Origin of the sequence: Collimonas sp. (genome assembly GCF_035566375.1) — a bacterium.
Taxonomy (GTDB): Bacteria; Pseudomonadota; Gammaproteobacteria; order Burkholderiales; family Burkholderiaceae_D; genus Collimonas.
The window spans coordinates 1-13,979 of sequence record NZ_DATMRK010000077.1 but is presented as its reverse complement, the minus strand read 5'-3'; the positions used below and the strand labels follow the sequence as shown (position 1 = coordinate 13,979).

At 56.3% G+C, this 13,979-nt stretch carries 13 protein-coding genes; 9 read left to right on the top strand and 4 right to left on the bottom strand.

Features of this window, described 5'->3' with window-relative positions:
- Positions 1-90: 90 nt before the first annotated feature.
- A complete protein-coding gene (locus tag VNZ60_RS23395; protein ID WP_325663512.1) occupies positions 91-1,056 on the bottom strand; it encodes a LysR family transcriptional regulator in 966 nt (321 codons plus the stop codon).
- 137 nt (positions 1,057-1,193) lie between these two features.
- On the opposite strand from VNZ60_RS23395, the gene VNZ60_RS23390 reads away from it, so the two are divergent.
- The 3 genes from VNZ60_RS23390 (at position 1,194) to VNZ60_RS23380 (ending at position 7,040) form a co-directional block, all read left to right on the top strand.
- Positions 1,194-1,967: a putative hydro-lyase gene (locus VNZ60_RS23390; protein WP_325663511.1), complete on the top strand. Its 774-nt coding sequence runs from the start codon at positions 1,194-1,196 to the stop codon at positions 1,965-1,967.
- Between the two features lie 98 nt (positions 1,968-2,065).
- The gene (locus VNZ60_RS23385; protein ID WP_325663510.1) at positions 2,066-3,358 is read left to right on the top strand and encodes an MFS transporter; all 1,293 of its coding nucleotides are present in this window, start codon (positions 2,066-2,068) and stop codon (positions 3,356-3,358) included.
- A 34-nt stretch (positions 3,359-3,392) separates the two neighbouring features.
- On the top strand, positions 3,393-7,040 hold the full coding sequence (locus tag VNZ60_RS23380; RefSeq protein WP_325663509.1) for a hydantoinase B/oxoprolinase family protein: 3,648 nt from the start codon (positions 3,393-3,395) through the stop codon (positions 7,038-7,040).
- Between the two features lie 119 nt (positions 7,041-7,159).
- Here VNZ60_RS23380 and VNZ60_RS23375 read toward each other — a convergent pair whose 3' ends face one another.
- On the bottom strand, positions 7,160-8,254 hold the full coding sequence (locus VNZ60_RS23375) for a type IV pilus twitching motility protein PilT (RefSeq protein ID WP_325663508.1): 1,095 nt from the start codon (positions 8,252-8,254) through the stop codon (positions 7,160-7,162).
- Positions 8,255-8,658: 404 nt separating this feature from the next.
- Here VNZ60_RS23375 and VNZ60_RS23370 point away from each other — a divergent pair, with 404 nt between their 5' ends.
- The gene (locus tag VNZ60_RS23370; protein ID WP_325663507.1) at positions 8,659-9,342 is read left to right on the top strand and encodes a response regulator transcription factor; all 684 of its coding nucleotides are present in this window, start codon (positions 8,659-8,661) and stop codon (positions 9,340-9,342) included.
- Positions 9,343-9,388: 46 nt separating this feature from the next.
- Here VNZ60_RS23370 and VNZ60_RS23365 read toward each other — a convergent pair whose 3' ends face one another.
- Positions 9,389-10,774 carry an aminotransferase gene (locus tag VNZ60_RS23365; RefSeq protein ID WP_325663506.1) on the bottom strand — a complete coding sequence of 462 codons (1,386 nt, stop codon included), beginning with the start codon at positions 10,772-10,774 and terminating at the stop codon, positions 9,389-9,391.
- Positions 10,775-11,023: 249 nt separating this feature from the next.
- Here VNZ60_RS23365 and VNZ60_RS23360 point away from each other — a divergent pair, with 249 nt between their 5' ends.
- Positions 11,024-11,749 carry an SDR family oxidoreductase gene (locus VNZ60_RS23360; RefSeq protein ID WP_325663548.1) on the top strand — a complete coding sequence of 242 codons (726 nt, stop codon included), beginning with the start codon at positions 11,024-11,026 and terminating at the stop codon, positions 11,747-11,749.
- Between the two features lie 169 nt (positions 11,750-11,918).
- Positions 11,919-12,332, top strand: coding sequence for a CesT family type III secretion system chaperone (locus VNZ60_RS23355; protein ID WP_325663504.1), 414 nt, complete (start codon positions 11,919-11,921; stop codon positions 12,330-12,332).
- A 51-nt stretch (positions 12,333-12,383) separates the two neighbouring features.
- On the opposite strand, the gene VNZ60_RS23350 is transcribed toward VNZ60_RS23355, so the two are convergent.
- Positions 12,384-12,776 carry a hypothetical protein gene (locus VNZ60_RS23350; protein ID WP_325663502.1) on the bottom strand — a complete coding sequence of 131 codons (393 nt, stop codon included), beginning with the start codon at positions 12,774-12,776 and terminating at the stop codon, positions 12,384-12,386.
- Positions 12,777-12,957: 181 nt separating this feature from the next.
- On the opposite strand from VNZ60_RS23350, the gene VNZ60_RS23345 reads away from it, so the two are divergent.
- The 3 genes from VNZ60_RS23345 to VNZ60_RS23335 all read left to right on the top strand — a co-directional run bounded on the left by VNZ60_RS23345 (position 12,958) and on the right by VNZ60_RS23335 (position 13,775).
- Positions 12,958-13,176, top strand: coding sequence for a hypothetical protein (locus VNZ60_RS23345; protein ID WP_325663500.1), 219 nt, complete (start codon positions 12,958-12,960; stop codon positions 13,174-13,176).
- A 174-nt stretch (positions 13,177-13,350) separates the two neighbouring features.
- On the top strand, positions 13,351-13,569 hold the full coding sequence (locus VNZ60_RS23340) for a hypothetical protein (RefSeq protein ID WP_325663498.1): 219 nt from the start codon (positions 13,351-13,353) through the stop codon (positions 13,567-13,569).
- Between the two features lie 50 nt (positions 13,570-13,619).
- The gene (locus tag VNZ60_RS23335; RefSeq protein WP_325663496.1) at positions 13,620-13,775 is read left to right on the top strand and encodes a hypothetical protein; all 156 of its coding nucleotides are present in this window, start codon (positions 13,620-13,622) and stop codon (positions 13,773-13,775) included.
- The last annotated feature ends 204 nt before the right edge of the window (positions 13,776-13,979 follow it).

The following is a 13,979-nucleotide window of genomic DNA, read 5'->3' as shown; positions in this document are numbered from 1 at the left end:
CTTTAAACTCTTCAAACTGCCCACGAAATTCGCGAAAAGTCATCTGTTCGAAATTTTTCTAGTATTTCGTGGGCCAAGCAGTTTTAGCGATCAACTCACCGCATCAATGAAACGCCGGTCGACCTTGGCGCAATAGGCTGCACATGCCAGCCGCGCCGCGTTTGCCGCAGCATGGACGAACATGTCGGCGTTTGCGTGACGGCACATGGAAACGATGATCGAGGGCGGAATCGGCTCTATCGGCAACTCCACGAACTCACCGCTTTCGACATAACTCTCTACAAACAGGCTGGGGATGGCGGCAACGCCGTAGCCATCCTTCACCAACTGCACAATCGCAGCTACCGAAGGCGAGCAGGTGATCCGCGTTTGCGAAATGGGGATGCCGACCTGGTTGCCGAGATTGGCGACGATATCTTCCAGCGCGCGTTGCGGCGAGGTGCCGCGTCCGAAGGTCAGTATCGGCAGCTGCAGCAGGCGTTCGAGCAAGCCGTTCTTGGCCGCGCCGTTCTTTAGCAAACCATTCTTCAGCACCGGAAACAAACCTTTCCTGGCAATCCATCTGACTGGATAGATGGCCAGCGCATCTGACACGATTTCGCTGCTGTTGATGCCTTCCACCCGAATCACAAGATCGAGTTCCTTTGCCAGCAGACGCTTTTCCAGGACGTTGCTCATATCGACCGTCAGGTCGATTTCCAGTTCAGGGTAATCGTCATTGAGCCGCTTCACATATTGTGCAAGCCAGCTATGCACCACCGACTCGATCACTCCCAGCCGCAAACGTCCGCGCACCACGCTTTCCTTGCTGGCCGCTACCTGCATCCGGTGCGCTGCATCGAGCACGGATTTTGCATAACTCAGCAGATATTCTCCTGTGGCGGTAAGCCGGAACTCTTTGGACGAGCGATCAATCAGCGTCGTCTGCAGTTCTTCCTCCAGGCTTTTCATGCGTAAGGAAATGGCGGCCGGGGTCGCATGCAATGCGCGCGCGGTTGCGCGGAAGCTGCGCAATCGCGCCAGTGTCACAAACGTTTCAACAAACCGCGTATTCATGGCGTGTGAGGGATAGCGTGGGTGTTAAGCAAAACTATACAGGAATGCCTCAATAAAACTAGATCGCGCAAATTTTTTTTTGTGACTATTCTGTGACGTCGGCTTTTTTTAACTATGCATATTCAAAAGACAAATTTATGACGCCATTCGAATTACGGAAAAAAGTACGCGCCGGCGAGTTCAGACTGCCGACGGCCGGCTATTGCGGCGAATTCGCCCAAGCCAACCTGGTTATTGTTGCGAAAGCCTACGCCGATGCCTTTCTGCGGTTTTGCCTGCTGAACCCCAGGGCATGCCCGTTGTTATCGGTTGGTCAACCTGGGCAATGGGTGATGGAGGCGCTGGGGCAGGATGTCGATATCCGGACCGATGTGCCCGGCTACTATATTTATCGCGACGGCGAGCTGGCGGAAGACTTGTCGTCGCTGGCAGGGCTGGCGGAAGCGGATCTGGTGGTGTTTGCAATCGGCTGTTCATTCTCGTTTGAACAAATGCTGTTGCAGGCAAATATCCGCTTGCGCCATATAGAACAGAAAAAAAACGTCGCCATGTACCGGACCAATATCGCCAACCAGCCGGCCGGGCCGTTTGGCGGCAATCTGGTGGTCAGCATGCGCCCGATGAAGGCAAGCGATGCGATCAAGGCGGTCCAGATCACCAGCCGGTTTCCGGCAGTGCACGGCGCACCTATCCATATCGGCGAGCCGCTGCAGATCGGCATTGCCGACCTGCAAAAGCCGGATTTCGGTGACGCTATCTCGATTAACGCTGACGAGATCCCGGTGTTCTGGGCCTGCGGCGTGACACCGCAGGATGCGATCCGCAGCGCGCGTCTGCCGCTGGTGGTCACCCACAAGCCAGGCCATATGCTGGTCACCGATATTCCCAATTCGACATTGGCGGTGTTTTGACGATCCCGGGTTCTTGTGCGCAGCTGAAATCGCTTCAAAAAAGCCACGATGAAATAGATGGTTCCGGTTTATAAATTACATCAACTCAGGAGGCAAGTATGGATGGCAAAGCAGAAATCGTTTTAGGCGGCCCGGAATCCGATAGCGGCAGCGGTTTCTTTTCCTGGTATCGCGAAATATCGGCCGGAGAACGGCGAACCTTCTGGAGCTGCAAGATCGGCTACATGCTCGATGCGATGGATACCCAGTTCCTGAGTTTCGTGATTCCTACCCTGATCGCGACCTGGGGCATCAGCAAGGGCGACGCCGGACTGATCGGCACCGCAACCTTGTTGACTTCAGCGCTGGGCGGATGGGTTGCCGGCATTCTTTCCGATCGTATCGGCCGCGTAAAAACGCTGCAGATCACGATCCTGTGGTTTGCTTTTTTTACCGTCATGTGCGGTTTCGCCCAGGATTTTCATCAGCTACTCATCTCGCGGGCATTGATGGGCTTCGGCTTCGGCGGTGAATGGACCGCCGGCGCTATCCTGATCGGCGAAGTGATCCGGGCCAAGGATCGCGGCAAGGCGGTCGGCATGGTGCAGGCCGGATGGGCCTTGGGCTGGGGCATGTCCGCCATCCTGTATGCATTGATGTTCTCGCTGCTGCCGCCGGAAAAAGCCTGGCGGGCGCTGTTTTTGCTGGGCGTGCTGCCTGCCATATTCGTTATCTTCATCCGCCGTTTCGTGGAAGAGCCGGAAGTGTTTCGCCAGCAAAAGCGCGATGAAGAAAACGGTGCGGCAAGGGCGCCGTTTACAGAGATTTTCTCTCCCGCCATGATCACTACGACGCTCCGCGCTGCGTTGCTGACAACCGGCGCGCAGGGCGGTTACTACGCCATCACGACATGGCTGCCGACATTCCTGAAGACCGAACGCAACCTTACCGTGCTTGGCACCGGCGGTTATCTGGCGATGGTCATTTTCGGCTCCTATGTCGGCTATATCGTCAGCGCTTACCTGACCGACCGCCTCGGACGCAAAAAGAATTTCATCTTGTTTGCGCTTTGCTCGCTGTGCATAGCATTGGCGTATACCCGCTTGCCGTTGACCGATCCGGTGATGCTGGTGCTGGGATTCCCGCTGGGGTTTTTTGTCTCCGGCGTATTCAGCGGCATGGGCTCCTTTCTGACCGAACTGTTCCCGACCAGGATACGCGGATCGGGGCAGGGATTTTGTTACAACGTGGGCCGCGCCGTCGGTTCTTTGTTTCCTTTCCTGATTGGCCTGGCCAGCAAGAACATGCCGCTGGGATATGCCATCGGCATGTTCGCAGCAGCAGCGTACGGCGTAATGATCATCGCCGCGCTGACCTTGCCTGAAACCCGCGGCAAGCAACTTGAATCCTGACGCTAACCTTGACAACAAGCAGAGAGAAATCAGCATGAATCACGCAACACCTATTTCAGATCCCCGCTGGCAATTCTGGATCGATCGCGGCGGCACCTTCACCGACATCGTGGCGCGCCGTCCCGACGGCCAGCTCATCACGCACAAGCTGTTATCGGAGAACCCTGAGCAATATAAAGACGCGGCGGTGGCTGGCATCAAGCACTTGCTGGGGCTCAAGCCGGCTGACAATATTTCCCCGGAATTGGTAGCGGCGGTAAAAATGGGTACCACGGTGGCGACCAATGCGCTGCTGGAGCGCAAAGGCGATCCGACCGTATTGGTGGTGACCAAAGGCTTCCGCGACGCCTTGCGCATCGCCTATCAGAATCGGCCGCGTCTGTTCGATCGGCAGATCGTGCTGCCGGAATTATTGTACGAAAAAGTAGTGGAGGTGGATGAGAGAATCGGCGCCAGGGGCGATATATTGAAAGAACTGGATCCGGCGGCAGTGCGACGTGAACTCTCCATCCTGTATGCAGCCGGCTATCGTTCGGTCGCGGTGCTGCTGATGCATGGCTACCGTTTTACGGCGCATGAAAAACTGATCGGTCATGTCGCACAGGAAATCGGATTTACGCAAGTGTCGCTGTCGCATCGCGTCAGCCCCATCATGAAACTGGTGTCGCGCGGCGATACCACGGTGGTTGACGCCTATCTGTCCCCCATTTTGCGGCGCTATGTGGATCAGGTGGCTAGCCAGATGGAAGGCGTCAGATTATTGTTCATGCAAAGCAACGGCGGTTTGACGGACGCCCATCGCTTCCAGGGCAAAGACTCGATTCTGTCGGGGCCGGCAGGCGGCATTGTCGGCATGGTCCGTACCGCGCAATCCGCTGGCTTTAACAAGATCATCGGATTTGACATGGGCGGAACCTCAACCGATGTTTCGCACTACGCAGGGGAATTCGAGAGGCAGTTTGAAACGCAGGTGGCAGGTGTCAGGATGCGGGCGCCGATGATGAGCATTCACACCGTCGCTGCGGGCGGCGGCTCCATCTTGCATTTCGATGGCAGCCGCTATCGCGTCGGCCCCGACAGCGCCGGCGCCAACCCGGGACCGGCAAGCTACCGGCGCGGAGGCCGGCTGGCCGTTACCGATTGCAACGTCATGCTGGGCAAGATTCAGCCGCACCATTTTCCCAAGGTATTCGGGCCGCATGCGGACCAGGCGCTGGACCGCGACGCAGTGGTGCAGAAATTCACCGAGCTGGCGGACAGGATTCATGCGGAAACCGGCAACCGTCGTACGCCGGAAGAGGTCGCAGAAGGTTTTATTGAAATTGCCGTTGGCAACATGGCTAATGCGATCAAGTTCATCTCGGTGCAGCGCGGGCACGATGTCACCGACTACACGCTGACCACTTTTGGCGGCGCCGGCGGCCAGCACGCCTGCCTGGTGGCCGATGCGCTCGGCATGACCAGCGTCTTCGCTCATCCCTTTGCCGGTGTGTTGTCGGCCTATGGCATGGGCCTGGCCGATCAGACCAGCATGCGCGAACAGGCAATGGAGATCGTCCTGTCCTCGGCTGCGATGGCAAGCTTGCAAGAAAATCTGAAATCCCTGTCCGATGCCGCGGTTAGCGATCTGCTATCGCAAGGCGTGACGCAGCAGCAGATCCATGTGATGCAACGCGTGCATCTGCGTTATGCAGGAACCGATTCGGTCATCGTCACGCCGTTCTCTACTGTCGATGAGATGCTGATGCAATTTGAAGTGGCGTACAAAAAACGCTACTCCTTCCTGATGCAGGATAAAGCGCTGATGGTCGAGGCGATCTCGGTGGAAGCGATCGGCGTCGCCGCCGACAAGGATGGATGCGGCGAGTTGCTGGCGCCACCGAAGCCACGTGAGGGGCCGTTGACAGCGCAAGAAACGGTACAGTTGTTTTCGGGCGGGAAGTGGCACGACACTGCCTTGTATCAACGTCATGAGGTCCGTCCGGGCGATGTGATTCACGGCCCGGCCATCATTGCAGAAAAAAATTCCACCAACATTATCGAGCCCGGCTGGCGCGCGGAGATCACGCCGCTGAACCACCTGTTGTTGAAACGGGTCGAGGCGCGGGCGCAGCGCACAGCAATCGGCACGCTGGCCGATCCGGTGATGCTGGAAGTGTTCAATAACCTGTTCATGAGTATCGCCGAACAGATGGGCTTGCGGCTGCAAAACACGGCGTTCTCGGTGAACATCAAGGAACGCCTCGATTTTTCTTGTGCGGTGTTCGACGCCGGCGGCAACCTGATCGCCAATGCGCCGCATATCCCGGTGCATCTGGGATCGATGGGCGACAGCATCAAAACCATCATGCGCGAGAATGCCGGCAAGATGCAGCAGGGCGACGTCTTCATGCTGAACGATCCATACCACGGCGGCACGCATTTACCCGATATCACCGTGGTTACGCCAGTGTTCGATCAAGCCGGGGAAACAATCCTGTTCTATGTCGGTTCACGCGGGCATCATGCCGATGTCGGCGGGATAACACCGGGATCGATGCCGGCAAACAGCACCGTGGTCGAGGAGGAAGGCGTCCTGATCGATAATTTCCAGTTGGTAAAAGCGGGCCGCTTCCTCGAACAGGAAACGATTTCCTTGCTTTCTTCGGGCCGCTATCCGGCCCGCAATATTCCGCAAAACCTGGTGGATCTGCAGGCCCAGATTGCAGCCAATCAAAAGGGCGTCGACGAGCTGCTGAAGATGGTCGCCCATTTTGGCCTGGCAGTGGTGCAAGCCTATATGGGACATGTGCAGGACAATGCCGAAGAGGCGGTACGCCGCGTCATCGCCACCCTGGCGGACAGTAGCTACGAATATAAAATCGACAATGGCGCCGTCATCAAGGTTCAGATTCGCGTCAACCAGGACTTGCGTAGCGCCGATATCGATTTTAGCGGCAGCTCGCCGCAGTTGAAGAATAATTTCAATGCGCCAAGTTCGATTTGCACGGCAGCGGTGCTGTATGTTTTCCGCACCTTGGTAGATAGCGATATTCCACTCAACGCCGGCTGTCTGAAACCGTTGAATATCATTATCCCGGAAGGATCGATGCTCAATCCGCGTTACCCGGCGGCGGTGGTGTCAGGCAATGTCGAAACATCGAGCTGCATCACCAATGCCTTGTACGGCGCGCTGGGCCTGCTGGCTTCCGCTGCCGGCACCATGAACAACTTCACGTTTGGCAACCAGCAGCATCAGTACTACGAAACGATCTCGGGCGGCTCGGGCGCGGGAGACGGTTTCTACGGCACGGATGTAGTGCAAACCCACATGACTAATTCCCGCCTGACCGATCCGGAGGTACTGGAATGGCGCTATCCGGTGCGGCTGGACAGCTATGAAATCAATCCCGGATCCGGCGGCAAGGGGCGCTGGCATGGCGGCAATGGCGGCATTCGCAAAATCCGCTTCCTGGAGCAAATGACGGCGTCCATCCTGTCCAACAATCGAATTGTGCCGCCGTTCGGGGCCGCCGGCGGAGACTCGGGGAAATGCGGCAGGAACTATGTGATTCGCAGTAGCGGCGAGCATGAGGAACTTGGTTTTGTGGCCAGCACCAGCATGCAGCCGGGGGACGTTTTCGTGATAGAAACCCCGGGTGGCGGCGGTTACGGTGTGGCGACGCAGCAGGCCGGCGATTAAGGCAGGCGATTAAGGCAGGCGATTGAGGCCGACAGCGCGGCTTTGCTGCAGATTGCACAGGCTGCCTGGTCAGATACCGGCCAGGCAGCCTGCCGAAATTCGAGGATCAGCCCTCGGCTCTAACGCTTGTTATTGATCATTTCGTGAAGTTCTATTCGATTATGTGCAGCACGCATTGCATCTTTGGTTGAAATCAGTTTCTTGCTGATCAGTTGCAACAGGTCTTCGTTCAGGCTGCGTGACATGTTGTCTTCTTTCCGCTTCATGAAATCAGCGATCAGATGCATTTTTCCTGGATCGACGATCAGGGAGGAAACCTGCTGGTTGTTATTAAAAATCATTTCGCTGGCCAGTACGAAGGTCTCGCCGCTTTCGGCTGGAATCAGGCTTTGGCAAATCACGCCGATCAGCGCATTTGCAAGGGAAGCTGCGCGCTGTTCACGCTGTTCGGAGGCAAAGAACGCCAACAATTTGGTGATCGCACTGACGGCGCTGTTGGTATGCATCGTGGCCAGCACCAGGTGGCCGGATTCGCCCGCATGGAGTACCGTATCGGCGGTCTCGAAGTCGCGGATTTCCCCCACCATCAGTACGTCCGGCTTTTGCCGCAGCGCTTCCCGCAGGCCCGAGGAAAAGCTGGGGGTGTCGGTCGGTACTTCCTTTTGCGATATGATCGATTGCTTGCGCTCCAGTTCATACTCGATCGGTTGTTCAATCGTGATGATGTGGGAACTGCGATGGATGTTGATGTAGTTCAGCATCGAGGCGATCGTCGTGGTTTTTCCGGAGCCGGTGGGGCCGGTGACGAGAATGATGCCTTTGCTTGCTTCGAGCATGGTTTTTACATACTGCGGCAGGCCGGTCTGCTCCAGCGGGATGGGATGCAGCGGCAAACGCCGGATCGAAATAGTGATTTTTTCAGCAGCGTTCATGCGGTAAACGTTGCAGCGCAAACGGCATTGGGTCAGCACGAACGGCCGGTCAAGCGCTCCTTCCAAAACCTTGTCTTCCCAATCTTCGTCAATCGCCTTGAGCACCGGACGCATATCTTCCAGCATCACCGGCCGGTTGTTGATCTCTTGCCATCCACGTGGCGTTTTGATCATCATCGGGGCGTCTTGTTCGATATGGATGTCAGTGAAGGTACGCCCACTGTTTACCAGATCGAGGATTTCGTAGATCAAATCACGCAGTGGGAAGTGGTCGTCGCTCATGATTACTCTCAAGTTAGAAATAGCGTCAAGAATAGCATTGTCATTGGTCAACCGGACATGACAAACGCCACGCGGAGCCTCCTGAAATGCAGTTCGACACGATATCGGGATTGTATAAATAGATTGCTTCTGCATGTCTCAACAAATATTACCTTTACGGTGAAGCGATTTTTGCAGCCGCAGAGAGATGGAATTAGCTTGAGAATTTCTTGTGTGTTGCTGTACAGTATTGTTTTTTATATCTCAGCTTCATCCAGAGGATGGTTGCGCTGGAGTGGCTCACGCAGTTTTTCTCATCCGAGTAAAAGTATGCCACTCATATCGATGTTGCCGTCACTGCCGCCGGTTCGATTTCCCTTCAGGGCGGTTGCCGCCCGCACCATTTTTTCAACCGGGAGCGGCGTGTGAATATTGCATGTTGCGTCCCGGATCGCCAGTCTTTTACGCAGTTGCAGGCGGTGCTTGCGCGCGCCGGGTTTGCCTGCGAACATTTCCTTTCAGAAGCGCTGCTGTTGCGGGCGCTGCGCCGTCATGCTTTCGATCTGATCCTGGTCGATGTCGGCGGCACGCAACCGGACAAGGAAAGCCTGCTGTCATGGCTCAATTGCCGTATCGATGAACACATGCCGGTCATCATGCTTTCACCGCCGGTGGCGGCCGAACAGGTCGCGTTCTCGCTGGACGCCGGCGCCGACGATTTCATTGAAAAACCGTATGAGGCGATTGTCCTGGTTGCGCGCATTCATGCCTTGCTCAGGCGGGTCAACCGGAAGAGCGTACGGCGCACCATTGCACTGTACGACTTTGTACTGGATCGCGGCGCCAACAGCCTTCAGGATCGCGGGCTGGCGATCGAGCTTACTCCGCGCGAATTCACCATGGCCTGGTTATTCTTTTCGACGCCGGGAAAATATATCTCGCGTGAGGCAATCAGTACCGCAATCTGGGGCGTTGGCAGTGATATCGCCGGCCGCACCATTGAGCAGCACATCTATAAATTGCGTAAGAAACTCAATCTCGGCAGTGAACGCGGCGTCATGATCCGTACCGCGTATACCCAGGGGTACCGGCTGGAACTTCTGGATTGATGCCGCTCGATTGATACGGCTGGACTGATTCAGATTGATTCATCGCTTACAACATGTTCAGCTCCTGCGCAGTGCGATCAACCGCGCGCTTCAATTTTTCGACCAGATCGTCTATCTCAGAATGCGTGGCAATCAGCGCTGGCGCTATGATTATGCGCGCCAGCACCGGCCGCACGATGAGTCCTTCCTGCTGAGCCATGTGCATGCAATACGCGCCGATCGCGGCCTCGGCGGCGAAGCGTTTTTTCTCTGCTTTGTTGCGCGCCAGTTGCAGCCCGGCTACCGCTCCCACGCCCTGAATCTCGCCCACCATCGGATGATTGCCGAATACCTCGCGCAAACTGTTTTGCAGGTAAGGACCGGTGTCGGATCTTACCCTTTCGACGATGCCGCCTTCGTCCAGCAAACGCAGGTTGGCGAGGGCGACGGCGGCGGCAACCGGATGTCCCTGAGAAGTCAGGCCATGCGCAAAAACACCACCTTGATCGGCCAGGACGTCGGCCATCCGATGCGAGAGAATCAGCCCACCCATCGGCACGTAACCCGAGGTCAGGCCCTTGGCAATCGAGATGGTGTCAGGCTCGAATCCGAAATGCCGATGCGCGAACCACTCGCCGGTGCGGCCAAAGCCGCCGACCACCTCGTCGGCGCACAGCAGCACATCGTACTTGCGGCAGATGCGCTGGATTTCCGGCCAATAGCTGGCGGGTGGAAAGATCAGGCCGCCGGCGCCCTGAAACGGCTCAGCGACAAATGCCGCCACCTGGTCCGCACCAAGCGCCAGGATTTTTTGTTCCAATGCAGCGGCAGATTGCAGGCCGAATTCCTGTTCGCTCAATGCACCGCCATAGCCATACCAATAAGGTTCAGCGATGTGGTGAATAGCGGGGATCGGCAAATCGCCCATTTCATGCATCGCCTGCATGCCGCCCAGGGATGCGCTGCCGGTGGTTGAGCCGTGATAACCATTGACGCGGCCGATCAGGATTTTTTTTCCAGGCTTGCCAAGCAGATCCCAATAGCGCCGCACCACCCTGATCAGGGTCTCGTTGGCTTCGGAACCGGAATTGGTATAGATGACACGGCCGTAAGCTGGCGGCAGCAAGCTGAATAGCTTGGCGGACAAGTCGACCACCGCCGGATGCGTGGTGTTGAAGAACTGGCTGCAAAATGAAAGCGTCTGCAGCTGGCCGGCAGCCGCGCTAATCAACTCTTCGCGGCCATAGCCGACGGCCGTGCACCAAAGGCCCGACATGCCATCGAGAAAGCGCCGGCCCTCGTTATCCCATAGATACATGCCCTTGCCTCTGACCATCACGCGCGCATCTTCGACCGCGATCTGTTTGTGATCGACGAAAGGATGCAAATGACGAGTCGCATGGATAGCCTGGTATTCCTTGGTGCCGCGTGTTTGATCAACGCTATCGTGCATGTCGAATCCTGGTCAGGAATGGCCGGCGCCGAGTCTGTGTCGCGCGCCTTGCGGTGTTTGTTTTACTGGGATTGTGATGCTTCCCATGTGAGTGACGTCAGCGCCGGGCCGGTTCCATGTATGCAAACAAGCAGGCGTGAAATGACGCTACACTGCCGACGATGCACAGTAGGAGAACACAGACGAACTTGATTCACCACTTGAACCATGGCGTTTCCTGAGCGAGCGCTTCTTGAAAAAGGATAAATGATGAAAGCAATTGTCACCGGCCACAGCCGCGGCCTCGGCGCCGCCATTGCCGCCAATCTTCTGGCGCGCGGGATCCCAGTGCTGGGCTTGTCACGCGCCGGTAATACCGATCTGCAACAGCGCTTCGCGCAGATGCTGGAGCAGCATGCGCTCGATCTGTCGGATCCCGCGCTATGCGCAGAATGGCTGGCCGGCCCTGTGCTGCAGAGATTTCTTGCCGGCAGCGACAGCATTGCCCTGATCAACAATGCCGGCACCATGCAACCGGTCGGACAGATCGAACATCAAGCCTGCGCTGCCATTGCGGCGGCAGTCGGCCTGAATGTAACGGCGCCGCTGATGCTGACCGCAGCATTCGCTGCCGCCGGCAGCGCCGCGGCGGAGCGGCGCGTCATGCATATATCGAGCGGCGCCGGGCGCAATGCTTACGCCAGCTGGAGCATCTATTGCGCGACCAAGGCAGCTCTCGATCATCACGCGCGCGCGGTCGCGCTCGATCAAAGCGCCCGGTTGCGCATCTGCAGCATGGCGCCGGGCGTGATCGATACGGATATGCAAGCGGATATCCGTGCCAGCCCGCTGGCGCGGTTTCCGATGCGCGAACGTTTCGAGGCGTTGCAGCGCAACGGCGAACTGTCCAGTCCGGCCGCATGTGCACAAGGCCTGGTTGACTATCTGCTAAGCGAGAATTTCGGTGCAACGCCGGTTGCAGACTTACGCGATTAAGGCTGATTCCAAGCGGCTCCCGTCGGGCCTGCGCTTGGAACAAAATTGCTATTAGCGTGTTGCAATTCCTCCTGGCTTGCTTTTGAAATTTCTGGAACCAGCTGCGCGGCAATTTCTACTTATGCATGCTTAAGCCGAGCAAGTTCATTCACGCCAGGAAAGAGGTGATATGTCGATAGAAACCTACCACGCCTTGATCGACCAGATTTGTGCGGAATTCAGTATTCCCGATCCGGGGGCAATGTACCAGGCAGCCCATTTGCACGTGTATGACGCGGATTTCACCCTTTACCACGGCGGCGTCATCTTGCCCGATAGCGTATTGATGTATTGCGATTTTGGCGAATTGCCGGTGCAAACGCGGGAGTTGGTGTTGTTGCGGCTGCTGGAAGCCAATATGTATCTGTTCGGCGCCAATAGTCCGGCCTTTACCTATAACTCGAAAAAAAACCACATCGTGCTGATGTGCCGTTTCCCCTTGTCGCAAGCGACGCTGGATTCGACGCTAGAGTTATTAAGCTATTTCGCGGCAATGGCTGCGCGTTGGAACAACGATTATTTTATTTTTGAGCAGAACCGCTGAAATCGGCATCGCGCTAATCGGCAGCTTGCGCTGCCAGTTAGCGCTTAGTGCTTAGCCGCCCTGAATATCGTGATTGCCGCTGTCACCGCCGGTGTTGCCGCCGCCTTTGCCTTTTGCCGCTTCCAGCGTAGTAGGGTCGACGCCGAGCATGCCGGCAAGCTGTTTCAACTCTGCATCGGTAATGGTGCCGTCTTCCAGTTTCTTCAAGAGTTTCTGGATGTCTTCGCCACCCGAGCCGCCGCCGCCGGCGCTCTGCGAGCTTTCCGCGCGCGTCTGCAGTTCCTTGCTGATGGCGTCCTTTTGCCACGGCTCCATACCGGGTTGCCCCAGCATCTTCACCAAATCGTTGGTCGAACTTCCTTTGAGGCCGGATGAAAACGCGCCCATTTCTGCAGGACTGGGGATGCCGGCGAGACCTGACAGACCTGAAATATTAATGCTCATGGTATTTCCTTTGAAGGGTGGGGGAATATTCTTTACTGCGAACATGGGTAACAAAAAAAAATGATGAGTTCCACGCCGACTGCGAAGCAACGCGTTCACGAAGTGATTTTCGCCGAGCTGTTTTATATTTTTTAATATTTGCTTTTGGATGCGGAACTGCAAGACTTCGGCCGTCCACTAATTGGCGACCGTCTCGATCACTTCGCAGGATGAGCGGCGGTTTTGTTTATCAACCACGGAGGTCATTATGGCAATAACTGGAATCATGGCGGGAATCGGCGCAGCCCAAGGCATCGCTGATCAGGAAGCTACCGCTGCAGCAAAAGAAGCATTGGATGCAGACAATGCAAAACTGAAGATGGCAAAGGCTGGCCGCGACAATTCGTTAGCCTTGATTTAAGCGGCCGTCAAACAACAGGGCGCAGCTAGTCCTGGGGATAAGCGATGCGGATGGGTGGCATCGCCTATCCCATCTCTTATTCCATCTGCATCAACGCCACGATAGCGCTAAGAGCGACCATGGTCGCCGCCGCAATGCTGTCGTTTTCATTCATCTGCATATGAGGGGCATAACGTGAGCACTTTTCAGAGCAAAATCGCCAGCGGTTCCAACGGCTATCCAGCGCCCGACAATCCTGGCGCCAGGAGCGGCGGCAGCGCCATGATACAAGGCGCGCAGCAAGGATCGGCGGAGGCGATGGAATTCCAGCTTTGGGTATCGCAACAGGCGACTTCACTGGCGAAGCTGAAGATTTTCAATACCATGGCAAAAAGCATTAACGACCAACAGTAAGCGTTGCGCCGGATGCGCAGCTTTTTTACAGGTAATCAAAGGAGACTGGCATGACAGCATCCATCGGAAGATCTGCCCGCGCCGGGGCCAATAAGGCAATTGCAGATGCGGAGGGCGTGAGCGCAGCGAAGAGCGATCTGGACAACGTCGCTATATTTACAAAATTCATAAAAAAGGCGGAAGAGGCTGCACAATCCGCGCTGTAACGCTTGCCCGGTTTGCGCTTAATCAACGCAGCTAACTGGGGTCAGAGTGAACTTTCTGCGTTTTTTTGCAGAAACTTCACTCTGACCCCACTTAGCGGGCCACGGAGTAGCTGCCTTATCGTTAAAAAAGAACAAAACCACCTGGGGCGCTCTGCCTTTCTCCGAATCCGTCATGTGGGGTCAGAGTCAAGTTTCGCGATGAAG

Bases quoted from the DNA above. Each gene is read 5' to 3' on its own strand.
- VNZ60_RS23395 (WP_325663512.1), bottom strand. From the start codon at position 1,056: ATGAATACGCGGTTTGTTGAAACGTTTGTGACACTGGCGCGATTGCGC.
- VNZ60_RS23390 (WP_325663511.1), top strand. From the start codon at position 1,194: ATGACGCCATTCGAATTACGGAAAAAAGTACGCGCCGGCGAGTTCAGA.
- VNZ60_RS23385 (WP_325663510.1), top strand. From the start codon at position 2,066: ATGGATGGCAAAGCAGAAATCGTTTTAGGCGGCCCGGAATCCGATAGC.
- VNZ60_RS23380 (WP_325663509.1), top strand. From the start codon at position 3,393: ATGAATCACGCAACACCTATTTCAGATCCCCGCTGGCAATTCTGGATC.
- VNZ60_RS23375 (WP_325663508.1), bottom strand. From the start codon at position 8,254: ATGAGCGACGACCACTTCCCACTGCGTGATTTGATCTACGAAATCCTC.
- VNZ60_RS23365 (WP_325663506.1), bottom strand. From the start codon at position 10,774: ATGCACGATAGCGTTGATCAAACACGCGGCACCAAGGAATACCAGGCT.
- VNZ60_RS23360 (WP_325663548.1), top strand. From the start codon at position 11,024: ATGAAAGCAATTGTCACCGGCCACAGCCGCGGCCTCGGCGCCGCCATT.
- VNZ60_RS23355 (WP_325663504.1), top strand. From the start codon at position 11,919: ATGTCGATAGAAACCTACCACGCCTTGATCGACCAGATTTGTGCGGAA.
- VNZ60_RS23350 (WP_325663502.1), bottom strand. From the start codon at position 12,776: ATGAGCATTAATATTTCAGGTCTGTCAGGTCTCGCCGGCATCCCCAGT.
- VNZ60_RS23335 (WP_325663496.1), top strand. From the start codon at position 13,620: ATGACAGCATCCATCGGAAGATCTGCCCGCGCCGGGGCCAATAAGGCA.